This window comes from bacterium (assembly GCA_030648955.1).
Taxonomy (GTDB): domain Bacteria; phylum Patescibacteriota; class Minisyncoccia; order Phycocordibacterales; family JAUSHB01; genus JAUSHB01.
On the sequence record JAUSHB010000021.1, the window covers coordinates 1 to 15158 of the forward strand.

The window sequence follows — 15158 nt, forward strand, 5'->3', positions numbered from 1 at the left end:
CTCGCTCACCATCATCCTTGTGCTCTTTGCCCTCTATTTCTTTGGTCCTACATCAACAAAAGATTTCTCACTCATTCTTCTCATCGGAATGTTCTTCGGAACGTACTCATCTATTTTCCTCGGCTCGCCGCTGTTGGTGACGACAAAATTGCTTCAAGATAAGAAGAAAAAGTAATACACTCACTCGGGAGTCACCAATAAAAGTTTGACCCTGAAAATTGTATTTAAGGTTGGACTTTTGTAATATATTGATATGAAATTTAGATTTACTAATCATGCGCAATACAGAATTTTGGAAAGAAAAATCAGCATTGAAAATATCAAGTCCGTTATCAATAAGCCCGATCTTTCAGAAGTTCTTCCTAACGATAAAATAAAGTGCAGGAGATCATTTGACGGCAAGACACTCGTAGTTGTATACTTAAAATCAAGAGAAGATGTCATTGTTTTAACCGCTTACTATATATGAAAATAGATTACGACAAAATTGCAGACGCTATGTATATCCATTTCCACAAAGGAAAGGTTTTTAAGACTGTGGAAATGAAAGATTCAGTCATCGTTGACCTTGATAGAAAGGGCAAGGTGATTGGTATAGAAGTTTTAGATGTTTCATCCCAAGTATCAGAAAAACAGATTAAAAGTTCTATAAAAACCGGCATTCCTGTTTTTGTGTAGATATTAGTATTAGACCACATAAAAGACAAAAAAATGGTGGCTGTCCCCATTAACTAATCAAAGTGTTGCACTAACAGATTGAATCTAGCGTGCAGGGGCTTGTATATAATACAAATCTATGCTATAAAAATAACAGGAAAAGGTAGGCATGGTTTTATCAAAATTGTACACAACAAAAGCTATATTTTTCTTAGTTTTTGTTTTACCCTGCGAACAGAGTTTTTCGTTCTTTGACAAATATGAGCATCACTCACCCAACCTGCAAAAGTACTAAAATGAAAAGGAATCGCTATGATGAAATTACTTTTACAAATTGTCCTAAAAATAAGGCGGTTTTATTGGTGGCTTGTCCGTCCAACCACAAAAGGTGCCCGCGCTATTCTGGTAAACCCCGCTGGGAATATTATTCTCCTTCGACATAAATACGGTGAAGGATGGTTTCTTCCGGGAGGTAAGTCAAAAAAAAATGAGTCTGGAGAGGAAACAATGCGGAGGGAACTCAAGGAAGAACTTGGGATTACTGCCCTGTCTCAAGTCACCATCCTTGGAGAATACCAAAATGAACATGAGTATAAAAAAGATACCGTTATCGTTTTTGTCGTCACTTCGTTTAACATTTCCGCGAAAAAACATTTCGAAATAGAAATGTGGAATTTCTTTAATCCTCGTATGTTGCCCGATGAAACATCGCCGGGCACCGTACGCCGAATACAAGAATGGCTTAAGCAAAAACCTGTCAGTCAACATTGGTAACGGAGGTGTAGCGTGAACGAAAGATACATAGGCACAGCAGAAGATCAACGATATATTAGAACCTATCTCGAAAATATCAGAAGTGTTGACCCCTTGGAAATTGCCACTATCGTAAATCCCGTTAATTTATCTGACTCGAGTATTCAAGATATGGTGGACACCGGTCTTTTTTGGGACATCGTGCAGCAATGTACTGAGGAATGCTTTAAGCAATACGGTGTTCAGTTGCATCACATTGAGAGTAGTCGGTATTACATCGCAGAACCTCCAGAAAAAACTGAAATTGGGGGATTCTATGACAAGCACTGCTTCGGATACCAATACTGGTATCACGCGGCATTTTCTGTAGCGTTGAATAAAGGGATAGTTTCTAAAGAAGTCTTGGCTGTTGAACTTGCACGAGGATTCTTGCACGACTTTTTCCATCATTCAACCTTTAGGTCATTCAGAAGGGCGTTACGCGTTCCTGCAACTTCAATAGAAGCAGGTAAGCGTCGAGTTCCCGAGATATACCGAGAGCAGTATGGAGTCAATTTTCGAAATCAAGATGGTCTTTCGTACTCATCACCAGAACTCACGGTGCAATCGCCCCAAGCAATCAATCTAAATGTGCTTATGGATGGAGCAATCGTACTAATCGTTGCAGAATCAATGAAACAGGCAACCAGAGGATATCCACCTGTTACAAAAAAACTTGAAGCTGAAATCATGAAAGAAGTTTTTCTTGAGTCATTCGACACAGTTGTACTTCCTCGTGCCCATAAATTTTTTAGGGCAGTTACTGAACCAAGCAGATTATTTATTGAGCATTGGGGTGGCAAAGATTTTGTCGCTCGATTACTTCAATCAATGATGAGCGGGGAATTAGAGGAACTTAAAAATTTCTTTGGGAAGCAGGCGTGCAATCCTGTTGCTTGGGAAAATACATTCAAGCGTTCTGAATTTAACCTATCTACATAAGGAGTAATACTCATGAATAGTCAAGTGGTTATTAACGAAATAATCGCCCGAATGGTAGACGAGGGATTTCTACTGGGAACTGAGTCTCACAACATCTGCAAAAGAGCTATTCAATTTTTAGATTTCTCTTACCAGAGAAGTGAGGAATTGGATGATAAGACTACCATTGATTGTTCAACTTTAGTTTCCCAGTCTTACTGGGAAGGAGCGGCAATCGGCATTCCTTTTGTTGCAGAAAATCAGCGGACGGCGATGTCAGGACAAACAGTCTCTTCATTGAGTGAAATGATTCCCGGGGACGTGTTAGTAAAGTACGCCTCATTAAATGAGGCTCCTGATAAAACATGGAATCATGTCGGTCTTTATTTAGGGCGCGACTTTGATGGAGAACAATGGCTTATTGAATCAACAAGTAAGTTCGGAGTTCGTCTCTCCAAAGTAACAGATTTTGATCAAAAAGGTGGACTTAAGCGGTTTACATTCTCAAAGACTGTTTTTGATCTTTTCGTGGCTAACGAAGCATTGAGACTCACCACTCTTGTTCCTAAGTTCGGGCGTTTAGGGGTGCGTCAATATTGCATATCTGGAGCAACACGCTTGGCTCACAAAGGGCTCGATATCTATGTCAATGAAGGTACTTGCGTGTACGCTACTTTGTCTGGCAAAGTGTCTCTGATTGGTGACGATATTGAAAAATCTTTTGGGGTATCTATTATGGGAGATAACTTAATTGTTCGTTATCTTATGCTTGGAGAACTTTTTGTTCAAGAAGGGGCTATCGTGTCAAAGGGGGTATTGTTGGGTAAAATTGTTACTCCTTCAAAAAATAGTGACATTGTGTATTCGACAGCAAAAATAAATCAATCTCACTTGCATTTAGAAGTTGAAAAAGAAGCTAAGTTTCTTAATCACCTGTACTTTTCGAAAGTTGGAGAACTTGGGCTACCATTCAGTCGATAAACATATTGATCCGACAGCGAGAAATCGCGGTCGGGTCTTTTTTTGTAAGGTACCTACAAAAGCCAAAAAGAAAACAGTAATAAAGAATAAAGATAAAGGATAAAGATAAGATAAAGGGGACAGCCACCACTGTTTACTCGTCTATTTTCTTAGGAAGTCCATTGCTCGTTTCAATTGAAAAACTGCAACGCAACAAAAAATTTCTCCCTCATTCTTCTCATCGGAATATTTTTTGGAACCTACTCATCAATCTTTCTCGGCTCGCCGCTGTTGGTGACGATGAAATTACTTCAAGACAAGAAAAAAACCTAATTTTTTCTTGACTGTCTGCTGTGCACAACTTCGTTGACTCGATCATTGTCTTTTATTTATAATGAATTCCAGATAACACGCGCAACATAGTGTCATCAGGATGCTTAAGTGAATTCAACGGCAAACAACATGGCAATAAGGAGAAACTACCAATGAATGAACCAGTGAATCGCACATCAATCCTACTTAAGGTTGGCGTCAAGACAACCAGAGAGCAAGAGGCGACAATCTTTCTTCAAGATACTCACGCAACGCTCGTCGACCACAGGAGAGGTTTAGTCGACAGGATGGGGAAAACACAAGGAATAGCGTTTTTTCAAACAAATTGTGGTGACCTTCAAAGCTTTATCGATGAGCGAATCAGTGAGGGGAGGGAAAATGTTTTGGTCCGTATTATAGGAAGAGACAAGAAAAACAAGGATTTTCTTCAGTTTGCATTTACGGATGAAAACAAAAAAACACATACCTGTACTGTCCACGTTCAATGTCTTCATGACCGCAGGACAGTACATCCATCCCTGTTCCTCTATGAGCCAATTGTTGCTACTCAAGTTGTAGCGTAATTAAATTTTTGTAAGCCCGCACGAACTATGTTCGTGCGGGCTTTACCTTGCAGAATTGATGGGTGTTTACTTATTTATAGTAACGTGGTACGATTCTTTTTGGAATTTTGTACCTTATAATCACATAACCGGAAAAACAGATAAAGGAGACATCATGGTCGCCGATACAATTTTTACTGGTAAGGACGAACAGACAGAAAAGAAAGAAGACAATTCAGTAACAATTTTTGTTGTTGGGAGAGTTTCATGCATAGCGGGCATTGTTCAGCTGGATCCCCAAACTCGTCTGCATTGTAGGCGTGCGGTGAAGGAGTATTACCAGAGGACAAAAATAATTAACCGACGAAGGAACGGTTCCGTGGTAGACACAAGAATCACCAACAAGGTCTATCTTGCGATCACGTCTTTCGACAGACGAAAACGTGAGCGGAATGAAGCAATCGAGCAGATACGATGTTGTTTTGATTCACACGAATATATTCCCCAAGAACATATTCTCGAAATAAGAGAGGGAAAATTTAGTCTCGAAGGTTTTGCGACAGCAATCAAAACCAAGGAGTTCCCTTCGAGTGTGATCATTATCGGGAATGAATTTTCTTTCACGTGGAGAAATCCTTTCACCTGGAAAAATCCCCTGGCGACAGGTCTCAAAAAATTCGGCATTACTCCGGAATTCCTCGAAACCCCGGATCCATTTTTTGTTCCGGCGGTTCCGTTTTAAATCAAGGAATATCGGTTGTTGGTTTGTCTCAGTTTTTACTTTGGCACCCCCGTCTCTACGGGGGTGCTTTTTTCTTCCCCCATCTTATTTTTACCTTTAAAATAAGGGCTTGACCTTCTTTCGTATATAAGTATAATTGTGGAGCGCTGTAAGAGCGCTTTTTCAGTTCCTTAACAACAGAATAGTCCACAATAAGTAAGTAAGTCCAAGTTAGTTAATATTTTTTCTTTTGTTCCGTTCCAATAAATTTGCTTTGCAGATTTATATTAAGAGTTTGATCCTAGCTCAGGATGAACGCTGGCGGCGTGGATAAGGCATGCAAGTCTAAAGGGTTTAGACGCAAGTTTAAATCCTTGGCAGACGAGGTAGTAATACATAGGAATCTACCCTGAAGTCGGGCATAACCAGTCGAAAGATTGGATAATTCCCGATAGTCTCTACGGAGTAAAGATTTATCGCTTCAGGAAGAGCCTATGCAATATCAGCTAGTTGGTAAGGTAATGGCTTACCAAGGCTATGACGTTTAGGGGAGGTGAGAGCCTGACCCCCACCGATGGTACTGAGACACGGACCATACACCTACGGGTGGCTGCAGTCGAGAATCTTCCACAATGGGCGAAAGCCTGATGGAGCGACGCCGCGTGATTGATGAAGTCCTTCGGGATGTAAAGATCTTTTGTAGGGGAGAAAGTTATTGATAGTACTCTACGAATAAGGGGTTGCTAAACTCGTGCCAGCAGCAGCGGTAAAACGAGTGCCCCAAGCGTTATCCGAAATTACTGGGCGTAAAGGGTGTGTAGGTGGCGATGTTAGTCTTCTGTTAAATTTCCCGGCTTAACCGGGAACTCGCAGGGGAAACGGCATTGCTTGAGAGTGTGAGAGGCATATGGAACTCATGGTGTAGGGGTGAAATCCGTTGATATCATGGGGAACACCAAAAGCGAAGGCAATATGCTGGCGCATTTCTGACACTGAAACACGAAAGCGTGGGTAGCGAATGGGATTAGATACCCCAGTAGTCCACGCCCTAAACGATGATCTCTAGCTTTTCGGAGTATCGACCCTCTGAGAGGCGAAGCTAACGCGTTAAGAGATCCGCCTGGGAAGTACGGCCGCAAGGCTAAAACTCAAAGGAATAGACGGGGACTTGCACAAGCGGTGGATCAGGTGGCTTAATTCGACGGTAAACGAAGAACCTCACCAGGGTTTGAAATCCAAACGAATATCTGCAGAAACGTAGGTAGTCTCACAAGGACGTTTGGACAGGTGATGCATGGCCGTCGTCAGTTCGTGGTTTGAATTGTTCCCTTAAGTGGGGTAACGAACGCAACCCTCGTTGCCTGTTATATTTGTCAGGCGAGACTGCCCAGCCCAGTGCGCACGGAGTGCGCAGTTACTAGTTTTTAGTTTTTAGTTTTTAGTGAAATAAATAATTATTTTTACTAGAAACTACAAACTATTAACTAAAAACTGTGTTCGCTTCGCGAACACCGGGCTGGGAGGAAGGCGAGGATGACGCCAGGTCAGCATGTCCCTCTGATACCCTGGGCTGCACACTTGATACAATGGTCACTACAACAGGTCGCGACGGCGAAAGCCCGAGCCAATCCTTATAAAGGTGGCCTCAGTTCGGATTGAGGGCTGCAACTCGACCTCATGAAGCCGGAATCGCTAGTAATCGCGGGTCAGCTATACCGCGGTGAATACGTTCTCAAGTCTTGTACTCACCGCCCGTCACGTCAAGGAAGCCGAGAATACCCGAAGTTCCTGCGTAGCAGGACCTAAGGTAAGTTTGGTGACAGGGACGAAGTCGTAACAAGGCACGGCTAGCGGAAGCTGGTCGTGGATTATTTCAAGGTGAAAACCGTTCTTAACTCTTCGGAGGGAAGAACTTATCGTGTCGGTCTCTTTGCTTCGCGCAAAGAGAGATGATGATTCTCAATCTTAAATGTGAATCTCCAGTCCCGAGGATTATCGGGATAAAAAACCCACTGGGTTGGAACGGAACAAGAGAAAGAATATTACTTTAATTTAATGTGGATTGAAAAAGGAGCGGAAGAAACCCCGCCCTCCCTGTACAGGGAGGGCGGGGTTTCAAGTTTTATGCAAAGGTGGTAGGGTAGAGAAGGACAAATCAACCTTGTTTCGGAGGGATTTCTATGCCAACCCCTATACCAACCTTTGATCGGGTGCTTAACAAATGCGCTCAACCGGCTTATGTCATCGCGATCATTATAATTGCGATTATTATGTTTCTTGAGCCTATAATAACCGCAATTATTCGGTTCAATACGTATTAATGAAATAATGCTTGACAAAATTGTAAACCTATGCTATACTTTTCCCTAGCATAGGTTTTATTTTTAGTCCTTTTCGTCACAATTTTTCCCAAGGAGGGAACTATGTCCGTCATGAAAGAAATGAAGAATACCCCGAAATTTTCTGCCAAGGCGGTTGCTATTGCAGAAAAACGGTCAAAAATCCTTTTTTTCACTGGACTGTTTTTTGTTTTCGGAGGAGCTTCGACAATAGAAGCTGGCTCACTTGGTGCTGGCCTTGTAATGGCAATAATTGGTATTGCCGCCGCATTTAAAAGCATTGATGGTTATTGGACATAGTAAGTCTTTTAGGCGGTAGCCGTTAAACAACGGCCGTCACTCTCCAGACCGAGTCAGTACGATAAGTACAGCTCGGTCTTTTTTTGCAAAAAAATCCCCGGCATAGATACTTGCCGGGGTGAATCGGAGGAATCTTTCAGAAAAATAGAATTAATGTGCGTGAGATTCGTGTCGTTGCCTGCGATCGTAATTACGTGAACGCGTGTCTTTTCCCAATTGGATCACGGCTTGCGGGGGACGCAATCGCGCTTGTGGTTTTGTTGTACGGATAACACCCTCGCTTCTGCGAATATGAGTATGGTTCTTCGCCAGCCTTTTTGTTCTGCACATGCGAATATGTCCTCTCTGCGGTTGTTTACCTGTATATAAAGTAGCACAATGGTCGTAAGGAATGCAATGAATAAAGTTATTGCGATTGCAGGACTTTTTTGATATAGTGCAATTTACTTTTGCGAGTGCAGTTCGGTGATAGAATGCTGTCCTAATAACAAGGTTATGTAACCCACGGTGCTCGAATCAAAAGTAAGAACTTTTTAAGATAGTACCATGCGTGCGAGCGTAGTTCAGTGGTAGAACGCTGTCCTGATAAGACAGAGGTCGAAGGTCCGATTCCTTCCGCTCGCACACAGGGCGGTATCTATTTTCTCAATAAGATCAAGATTTTTGGCAAATTCTTTGTCTCCTGTTTTGCTGTGCTAGAATCAGTATAATTATGGAATTTAAGGATTATTTTAAAAACAAAAAGATCACTATGCTCGGCTTGGGGCTTTTGGGGAGAGGAGTGAATGTAGGAAAATTTCTTGCGGAGAATGGCGCGCAGCTCACGATTACCGACCTTAAAACAAAAGAACAGCTCAAAAGTTCTCTTAAGAAACTGAAAAAATTTAAAAACATCACCTATGTTTTAGGAGAACATCGACTTAAAGATTTCCGTAACCGCGATATGATTATCAAGGCGGCAGGCGTTCCTCTCGATTCTTCTTTTATAAAAGAAGCGCAAAAAAACAAAATTCCCATAGAGATGGATGCTTCTCTCTTCATGCGCCTAGCTCCCCGTGGAGTTACAATTGTCGGCATCACGGGCACGCGGGGAAAAACAACGGTGACTAATCTTATTTATGAAATACTCAAGTGTGCGGGGAAGAGGGTGTTTCTTGGTGGAAATATTCGTGGCATTGCCACCTTGCCTCTTTTAAAAAAAGTAAAACCTGGTGACGTGGTTGTTCTCGAACTTGACTCATGGCAACTTCAAGGATTCGGGGATGCAAAACTAAGTCCTCACGTTTCAGTGTTCACTAACTTTATGCGTGACCATATGAATTATTATCGGGGCGATATGGACCAGTATTTTAACGACAAGACAAACATTTTTAAATATCAAAAAAAGGGCGATACATTGGTGCTTGGTAAACAAATAGCACTTGAAATAATGACACACAACAATCCAAAGCCTCGCTTTGGAAACTTTGGAAACCTACAATCCAAAGCGAGGCTTTGGATTGTAGGAAGGTCAAGTGTACCTATCTCGTGGAAAGTGAAAATCTTGGGAATACATAATCGTGAGAATGTTGCTCTTGCAATGAGGGCGTGTCAGGCGCTTGGTGTTGATGAAAAAGCAATCAAACAGGGAGTGGAGAATTTTAAGGGAGTACCCGGACGTCTTGAGTTTGTGCGCGTAGTGCGCGGAGTGAAGTATTATAATGACACTACCGCAACAACACCTGATGGCAATCGCGTCGCGCTCGCAGCGCTTTCCGGAAAGAAGCGTAATATCATTCTCATTGCGGGTGGGAACGACAAGGAGCTTATTTTTGATGAAATGGCTCGGAATATTAACCGGACCGTAAAAGCATTAGCGCTCATTAAGGGAACCGCGACTGATAAGATTGTGAAGCTATTACCCAAGAAAACAAAATATCCGATGGCTGTTGTGGGAAATATGAAAGATGCCATACGATTCACGCACGTGCATGCAAGAAGGGGAGACACCGTCCTTCTTTCTCCTGGCGCGGCAAGTTTTGGTATATTTAAAAATGAGTATGATAGGGGGGATCAGTTTAATAAATTAGTAAGTAAATTATAAAACATGAATCAAAATATTTTTCAGGCTAGTAAGGAATATCCATTTCATATTTCAGTAGGAGTAGTTTTGACAAATAATGACGGGCTGATTTGTTGTCATTTCTATAAAAGAGCAGATTTGCCCATTGAGTCCGAGGGGAAGAGCGACTTATATTTATTAATGCGCGAGACCATTCAACCCAACGAGTCTCTGGAAACAGCAATAAGTCGAGGCCTACAAGAAGAATTTGGAGCACGAGGAACATTGAAGGCTTATATTGGTTCAATAAAATCATCTTTCCCGCTCAGGGTAAGTAAAGTTGAAGTTGAAAAAATAACTCTCTATTTTCATGTTGGAATGACCGAATTCAACCCTATTACTAGGGACCAAGATGAAGTAGAATCTAAAAGTGTAATTCAATGGATCAAAGCAGAAGACCTTGACCGCGCTTTTATGGAACAAGGACGTAGATATAATAATAGAAATGATTTAGATGAGTCTCAAATAGTGAGAAATTATATCAAGTATGTCAAAAGTAAATCTTCTAAAATTTAAAAAAGTCCACTTCATCGGTATCGGCGGGATCGGCGTGTCAGCCATTGCGCGTATGATGCTTTTGAATGGAAAAAAAGTAAGTGGTTCTGACAGCGCTCCATCTCCCGTGACGGAACGCATTAAACGTCTCGGTGCACGAATATATATCGGACACCAGGAATCAAACATTGCAGATGGTGTTGGCCTTGTGGTGTATTCTCCCGCTGTACCCGGGAATAATCCCGAGCTTGTAAAAGCGCGACGCGAAGGTATTCCCGCGTACTCATATCCCGAAATGCTGGGGCGTATTTCACAGGGGATGTATACCATTGCGGTTTCGGGGACACACGGTAAAACGACCACAACGGCAATGATTGCCGAGATTATGATTGCGGCAAAAAAGGATCCGACGGTTGTGGTGGGCAGTTTCCTTAAGAAACAGAAAGATAATTTTGTTCCCGGAAACAGCAAATATTTTGTAGTAGAAGCATGTGAATACCGCAGATCATTTCTCAATCTTTCACCCCAGATTCTTGTTATTACCAACATCGACAACGACCACCTCGATTACTATGGCAATCTTAAAAATATTCAAAAAGCATTCAACGAGATTGCGCTTAAGGTTCCCAAGGGCGGTTTCATTGTTTGTAATCCTGGCGATAAACGGGTAAAACCTGCGCTTAAAGGAATTCGCGGAAAAATCATTGATTACACAAAGACAAAAACAAACATCACCATACCAATTCCCGGTTATCACAACATAGAGAATGCAAAAGCGGCACTTGCCGTGGCAAAACTTGTTGATATTGATGAAGTGGTAGTACTTGGGGCACTTAAAGAATTTCATGGTACATGGCGAAGAACGGAATATAAGGGGACAATGAAGTGCGGAGCTCTTCTTTTTGATGATTATGCGCATCACCCAACAGAAATCCGAGCGACCCTTGCCGGATTTCGCGCGATGTATACGAACAAGAGAATTATTGTTGCATTCCAGCCCCATTTGTTTTCTCGCACGAAATTGCTTCTCAGTGATTTGGCAAAAAGTTTTAGAGATGTTGATGAAATTATTCTCGCGGATATTTATGCGGCGCGTGAAGTTGATGATGGAAGTATCTCTTCGCGCATACTTGCGGAGCGGATGGGAAAGTATCATAAAAATGTACACTATAAAGGCGGATTTTTTTCGATTGAAAGCTACCTTAGGAAAAAGGCAAAAAAAGATGATATCGTCATCACTATGGGCGCGGGGAATATTTATGAGATCGGTGAAAAATTGATCACTAAGAAAAAATAATTTGCACCTCCAATAAAAAACGCGCCAGTGTTATACACTGGCGCGTATCGAGTAAAAAAATGGTTAAACTCGTCGCGCCACCTTGCGGCGATTTTGTCCCACGAGTTTATTTGCAAGCCCTTGTACTTTAATCGTGAAGTTCTCTTTGGTGTCAGCATTTAAGAGTGTGAGGTCAGCCATCTCAATACACTGCATGACATTTTGACCGAGCGCATTCTCACCGATTCCCAGGTCCCTATCATCAAGGCGACGGAAGTCTTTCCACGATTTAGGATCTGTTGGCCTATCACGGGCAATAACATTCTCAAATCGCTTTTCTTGCGTCGCGATAACAGCGATCAATTTAAATCCCGGGATTCGTTTCAAGAAGGATACTTCATTGGGGTTTCTAATGCCGTCGAAGATGATGCGATCTTTACCACCAGCTAAATCAGCGAAGGCGCAACCAGCGGTAAGTTCTGCGAGCGCCTCTCCGCCAAATTGTATGCGCGCGTCATTTCCAATATTTTGTAGAAATTCACGACCAGTCTGTTCATCTCGCGGCCCCTGTTCTCGCGCCGTAGCAATTTTCCGAACACGATCCGAGAGTGAGAAATAAATGAATCCAAATTCTTCCACTAAAATGTTGGCCAAAACTCCTTTCCCCGCACCAATCTGGCCAGTTAATCCAATGACAATGATCTTTCTATTCATACGGTTCTCCTCAATCAGGTGGTTAGGCTCTTAGTGAAGACTACAAAACTTATTCCCAAAGCGCAAGGCAACAATAGTGTTTTTCTAGATAAATACTCTTATGCAGGTATATTAAGGATAGATGTATTGTTTCATTGAAAAAGGAGTAAAACTATGAACGGTGTGCTAAAATTACCAGAACAAGAATGCGTCGGTGAATGGTGCCTAACCCTTTCAAACCTATGGAGGCCGTCAAGGGAATGCATTGGTCGTCACGACAACCTCAAAGTTATTCCACTTAACCTGGAATTCTTTTCTTATCTTGGTCAAATCGAACAAATGGCAATAAAGAGTGGGGTCCGCCTAAGAAAACTCCTTTCTTCTTGATTAACAACAAGAAACAGTGTGATTCGGCGTGAGCAAACTTGCTCACGCCGTTTTTTTTGCGTAGTATGCTCTCATGCCCACGCTCTATATAGTCGCAACGCCCATTGGAAACCTTGAAGACATCACCCTTCGAGCAATTCGCGTGCTTAAGGAAGTTGATATGATCCTATGTGAAGATACGCGCACAACACAAAAACTTTTGCAGAAGTACGATATCAAAACGCCAACATTGAGCTATCATTCCCATAGTGGACTTGCGAAAGTGGAGAAAATTTTTGAACTGCTTGAAGAAGGAAAAAATCTTGCACTGGTATCTGATGCGGGAACTCCCACCATTTCTGATCCGGGGGTTTTACTGGTGTTGCAAGTCAAAGAAAAATTTGGACAAGATGTCGCCATTATTCCCATCCCCGGCCCTTCGGCAGTTATCGCGGCGCTCTCGGCAAGCGGTTTACCCTCGTCGGACTTTCTATTTTTAGGCTTTCTTCCACACAAGAAGGGGAGGGAGACGCTTTTTAAAGAGATCACCTTCTCAAAGCGCACGACTGTATTCTATGAATCCCCGCACAGAATTTTAAAAACACTTGAATCACTCAAGGAGCATTTGGGTGCCGATCGCAAAATTGTTTTAGCCCGAGAGCTTACAAAAATATATGAGGAAATGGTAACGGGAACAGCACAAGAGATTCTCCAATATTTTGAAAAAAATAAAGATAAAGTGAAGGGGGAGTTTGTGGTAATGGTTGAAGGAAAGTAATTTGTAGCATATAATACTTTCCATAAAGCGTTCTAATTTTTATCATTATGTCAAAACATTCAACAATTATCGGTCTGGGAATTCTTGTCGCTCTCATGCCATTTTTGGGTTTTCCTCTTATCGTCAAAGATGTATTTTTTGTAATTATCGGTCTTACTGTTGCCGTCATTGCATATTTTTCAAATATTCAGTATTGCAACAATTGCAATCAATTAGTTGAGAACGGTAAACACGGAATAAGCTCGTCTAATCGAGGCATACAAACAGGCTCGCAGTCAGAGGGAAGCAAACAGCCTGCAGTTGGCGGAGAATTATTAAACCCATCAGAGCAAAGACGTCCACTGGTGCGTGAACGCAGACAATCACGGAAGGATAATATCGGAATGTCTACCTAACAATGAAGAAGAGTGGAATAAAATCACTACTTGGTGGAGCTTTGATCATAGGCTCCTTTTCTGTATTATACTTCGCACTTCCGCCACTCACCGCAACGGTCTATGATTCCTCTATGACACCAGAAACCATCAAAGTCATTGGAAGCTCTTCTCTCGAAGTAAAAAAAGAACAAAAATTTATTGTAACGCACATAAAAACACCCAATGCAGTTAAAGCAATCTATATGACGCAGTGTGTTGCAGGAACAAGAGATTTTCGAGCGCGCCTTCTCGATCTTGTTAATACGACGGAACTAAATTCTATTATTATAGATATCAAAGATTATAGCGGAAGAATTTCATTCAGGAGCGAGAACCCTCTTTTAAAAGATAAGCTTTCACCGACGTGTCGCGCGGACGATATGATGAAATTTATCGGAACATTACACGAGAAAGGTATTTATGTAATAGGAAGAATTACCGTATTCCAAGATCCGTATCTTTCAAAAATGCGCCCTGATTTCGCAATCAAAAAAGCAAGTGATAAGGGGGCGCTATGGAAAGACAAGAAGGGGATTAGTTACATAGACCCCGGTGCCCATGAAGCTTGGGACTATTTTGTTACGCTCGCGGAGGAGTCATATAACATTGGCTTTGACGAAATCAATTTTGATTACATTCGTTTCCCATCTGATGGAAATATGCAAGATATCTACTTTCCGTGGAGCAATGAAGTGCTAAGCAAGGATCCAGTAAATGGAAAATCAGAAGCAATGCGCAGATTTTTTGAATACTTGAGTGGAACTCTCAAAAAAAAGATTCCTGGAATCCCATTGTCAGCCGATCTTTTTGGGATGACAACAACAAATACTGATGATCTCAATATCGGACAAGTGCTTGAAAAAACTTCTCCTTATTTTGATTTTATCGCGCCCATGGTATATCCATCGCATTATCCGCCTACGTTTCGTGGTTTCAAAAATCCAGCCGACCATCCTTATGAGATTGTAAAATTTTCAATGGATTCCGCAGTAACTCGCCTTAAGACTGCAAGTACAACCCCGCTTAAACTTCGTCCATGGATTCAAGACTTCGACTTGGGGGCGGTGTATACAGCAGATATGGTACGCGCGCAGATACAAGCAACCTACGACGCGGGGCTAACTTCATGGATGCTGTGGGACGCGGGGAACACATACACACGAGAAGCATTACTTGGCAATTAAAGAATGTCAGTGCCTAAAACAAGAGACTCTTGACAAAGAGTGGTTATGGTGGTAGCGTTATGGTAGAAATATGTCTTTATGCAATGGGGGGGGGTTATGAATAAAAACTTGTTTGTGGTTACTTTTTCTTCGGAATTAAAAGTATTTCGAGTATACTCAATCATTAGAGATTTTACGAATGTATGTCAAAGGAATGGATTAAGTCCAAATACAATACGCACTATAGCGAAAACTAAAGTTTCCGGAGAAGATGAGTTAATCGAGGTATTTGAAGTAAGTTTTGA

The 15158-nt window shown here is 41.8% G+C and carries 17 protein-coding genes, 1 tRNA gene and 1 rRNA gene; 18 read left to right on the forward strand and 1 reads right to left on the reverse strand.

Annotation, left to right across the window (positions count from 1 at the left end; genetic code table 11):
- Positions 1–13: 13 nt before the first annotated feature.
- From Q7S11_04830 to murC, 15 genes are all read left to right on the forward strand, one after another.
- Positions 14–175 carry a hypothetical protein gene (locus Q7S11_04830; GenBank protein ID MDO8573048.1) on the forward strand — a complete coding sequence of 54 codons (162 nt, stop codon included), beginning with the start codon at positions 14–16 and terminating at the stop codon, positions 173–175.
- Positions 176–253: 78 nt separating this feature from the next.
- Positions 254–469, forward strand: coding sequence for a DUF4258 domain-containing protein (locus Q7S11_04835; protein ID MDO8573049.1), 216 nt, complete (start codon positions 254–256; stop codon positions 467–469).
- On the forward strand, positions 466–678 hold the full coding sequence (locus Q7S11_04840; GenBank protein MDO8573050.1) for a DUF2283 domain-containing protein: 213 nt from the start codon (positions 466–468) through the stop codon (positions 676–678). Before Q7S11_04835 ends, Q7S11_04840 begins: the two co-directional genes overlap by 4 nt.
- A 291-nt stretch (positions 679–969) precedes the next feature.
- Positions 970–1431, forward strand: coding sequence for an NUDIX domain-containing protein (locus tag Q7S11_04845; GenBank protein MDO8573051.1), 462 nt, complete (start codon positions 970–972; stop codon positions 1429–1431).
- A 12-nt stretch (positions 1432–1443) separates the two neighbouring features.
- Entirely contained in the window at positions 1444–2391 is a 948-nt protein-coding gene (locus tag Q7S11_04850; protein MDO8573052.1) for a hypothetical protein, read from the forward strand.
- Positions 2392–2403: 12 nt separating this feature from the next.
- Positions 2404–3351 (forward strand): peptidoglycan DD-metalloendopeptidase family protein, encoded by a 948-nt coding sequence (locus Q7S11_04855; protein MDO8573053.1) that lies wholly within the window; start codon positions 2404–2406, stop codon positions 3349–3351.
- 174 nt (positions 3352–3525) lie between these two features.
- On the forward strand, positions 3526–3663 hold the full coding sequence (locus Q7S11_04860) for a hypothetical protein (protein ID MDO8573054.1): 138 nt from the start codon (positions 3526–3528) through the stop codon (positions 3661–3663).
- Positions 3664–3815: 152 nt separating this feature from the next.
- Positions 3816–4226: a hypothetical protein gene (locus tag Q7S11_04865; protein ID MDO8573055.1), complete on the forward strand. Its 411-nt coding sequence runs from the start codon at positions 3816–3818 to the stop codon at positions 4224–4226.
- 154 nt (positions 4227–4380) lie between these two features.
- Positions 4381–4947 (forward strand): hypothetical protein, encoded by a 567-nt coding sequence (locus Q7S11_04870; protein ID MDO8573056.1) that lies wholly within the window; start codon positions 4381–4383, stop codon positions 4945–4947.
- A gap of 262 nt (positions 4948–5209) precedes the next feature.
- Positions 5210–6805 (forward strand): 16S ribosomal RNA (locus Q7S11_04875).
- Between the two features lie 544 nt (positions 6806–7349).
- Entirely contained in the window at positions 7350–7565 is a 216-nt protein-coding gene (locus Q7S11_04880; GenBank protein ID MDO8573057.1) for a hypothetical protein, read from the forward strand.
- 552 nt (positions 7566–8117) lie between these two features.
- Positions 8118–8189: transfer RNA gene (locus Q7S11_04885), tRNA-Ile, on the forward strand.
- Positions 8190–8277: 88 nt separating this feature from the next.
- A complete protein-coding gene (gene murD, locus Q7S11_04890; protein ID MDO8573058.1) occupies positions 8278–9648 on the forward strand; it encodes a UDP-N-acetylmuramoyl-L-alanine--D-glutamate ligase in 1371 nt (456 codons plus the stop codon).
- Positions 9649–9651: 3 nt separating this feature from the next.
- Entirely contained in the window at positions 9652–10182 is a 531-nt protein-coding gene (locus Q7S11_04895; GenBank protein ID MDO8573059.1) for an NUDIX hydrolase, read from the forward strand.
- The gene (gene murC / locus Q7S11_04900; GenBank protein ID MDO8573060.1) at positions 10154–11458 is read left to right on the forward strand and encodes a UDP-N-acetylmuramate--L-alanine ligase; all 1305 of its coding nucleotides are present in this window, start codon (positions 10154–10156) and stop codon (positions 11456–11458) included. The genes Q7S11_04895 and murC overlap by 29 nt, the downstream gene beginning before the upstream one ends.
- A gap of 63 nt (positions 11459–11521) precedes the next feature.
- On the opposite strand, the gene Q7S11_04905 is transcribed toward murC, so the two are convergent.
- Entirely contained in the window at positions 11522–12151 is a 630-nt protein-coding gene (locus Q7S11_04905; protein MDO8573061.1) for a hypothetical protein, read from the reverse strand.
- A gap of 439 nt (positions 12152–12590) precedes the next feature.
- Here Q7S11_04905 and rsmI point away from each other — a divergent pair, with 439 nt between their 5' ends.
- The 3 genes from rsmI to Q7S11_04920 all read left to right on the forward strand — a co-directional run bounded on the left by rsmI (position 12591) and on the right by Q7S11_04920 (position 14874).
- Positions 12591–13274 (forward strand): 16S rRNA (cytidine(1402)-2'-O)-methyltransferase, encoded by a 684-nt coding sequence (gene rsmI / locus Q7S11_04910; protein ID MDO8573062.1) that lies wholly within the window; start codon positions 12591–12593, stop codon positions 13272–13274.
- Between the two features lie 47 nt (positions 13275–13321).
- On the forward strand, positions 13322–13669 hold the full coding sequence (locus tag Q7S11_04915; protein MDO8573063.1) for a hypothetical protein: 348 nt from the start codon (positions 13322–13324) through the stop codon (positions 13667–13669).
- A 113-nt stretch (positions 13670–13782) separates the two neighbouring features.
- A complete protein-coding gene (locus Q7S11_04920) occupies positions 13783–14874 on the forward strand; it encodes a putative glycoside hydrolase (GenBank protein ID MDO8573064.1) in 1092 nt (363 codons plus the stop codon).
- Positions 14875–15158 lie beyond the last annotated feature (284 nt).

What these genes read in the sequence shown, in the direction of transcription:
- Q7S11_04920 (MDO8573064.1), top strand. Translation starts at nt 13,783, where the DNA reads ATGACACCAGAAACCATCAAAGTCATTGGAAGCTCTTCTCTCGAAGTA.
- rsmI (MDO8573062.1), top strand. Translation starts at nt 12,591, where the DNA reads ATGCCCACGCTCTATATAGTCGCAACGCCCATTGGAAACCTTGAAGAC.
- Q7S11_04905 (MDO8573061.1), bottom strand. Translation starts at nt 12,151, where the DNA reads ATGAATAGAAAGATCATTGTCATTGGATTAACTGGCCAGATTGGTGCG.
- Q7S11_04835 (MDO8573049.1), top strand. Translation starts at nt 254, where the DNA reads ATGAAATTTAGATTTACTAATCATGCGCAATACAGAATTTTGGAAAGA.
- Q7S11_04895 (MDO8573059.1), top strand. Translation starts at nt 9,652, where the DNA reads ATGAATCAAAATATTTTTCAGGCTAGTAAGGAATATCCATTTCATATT.
- murD (MDO8573058.1), top strand. Translation starts at nt 8,278, where the DNA reads ATGGAATTTAAGGATTATTTTAAAAACAAAAAGATCACTATGCTCGGC.
- Q7S11_04880 (MDO8573057.1), top strand. Translation starts at nt 7,350, where the DNA reads ATGTCCGTCATGAAAGAAATGAAGAATACCCCGAAATTTTCTGCCAAG.
- Q7S11_04840 (MDO8573050.1), top strand. Translation starts at nt 466, where the DNA reads ATGAAAATAGATTACGACAAAATTGCAGACGCTATGTATATCCATTTC.
- Q7S11_04865 (MDO8573055.1), top strand. Translation starts at nt 3,816, where the DNA reads ATGAATGAACCAGTGAATCGCACATCAATCCTACTTAAGGTTGGCGTC.
- Q7S11_04855 (MDO8573053.1), top strand. Translation starts at nt 2,404, where the DNA reads ATGAATAGTCAAGTGGTTATTAACGAAATAATCGCCCGAATGGTAGAC.
- Q7S11_04915 (MDO8573063.1), top strand. Translation starts at nt 13,322, where the DNA reads ATGTCAAAACATTCAACAATTATCGGTCTGGGAATTCTTGTCGCTCTC.
- Q7S11_04870 (MDO8573056.1), top strand. Translation starts at nt 4,381, where the DNA reads ATGGTCGCCGATACAATTTTTACTGGTAAGGACGAACAGACAGAAAAG.
- murC (MDO8573060.1), top strand. Translation starts at nt 10,154, where the DNA reads ATGTCAAAAGTAAATCTTCTAAAATTTAAAAAAGTCCACTTCATCGGT.
- Q7S11_04845 (MDO8573051.1), top strand. Translation starts at nt 970, where the DNA reads ATGATGAAATTACTTTTACAAATTGTCCTAAAAATAAGGCGGTTTTAT.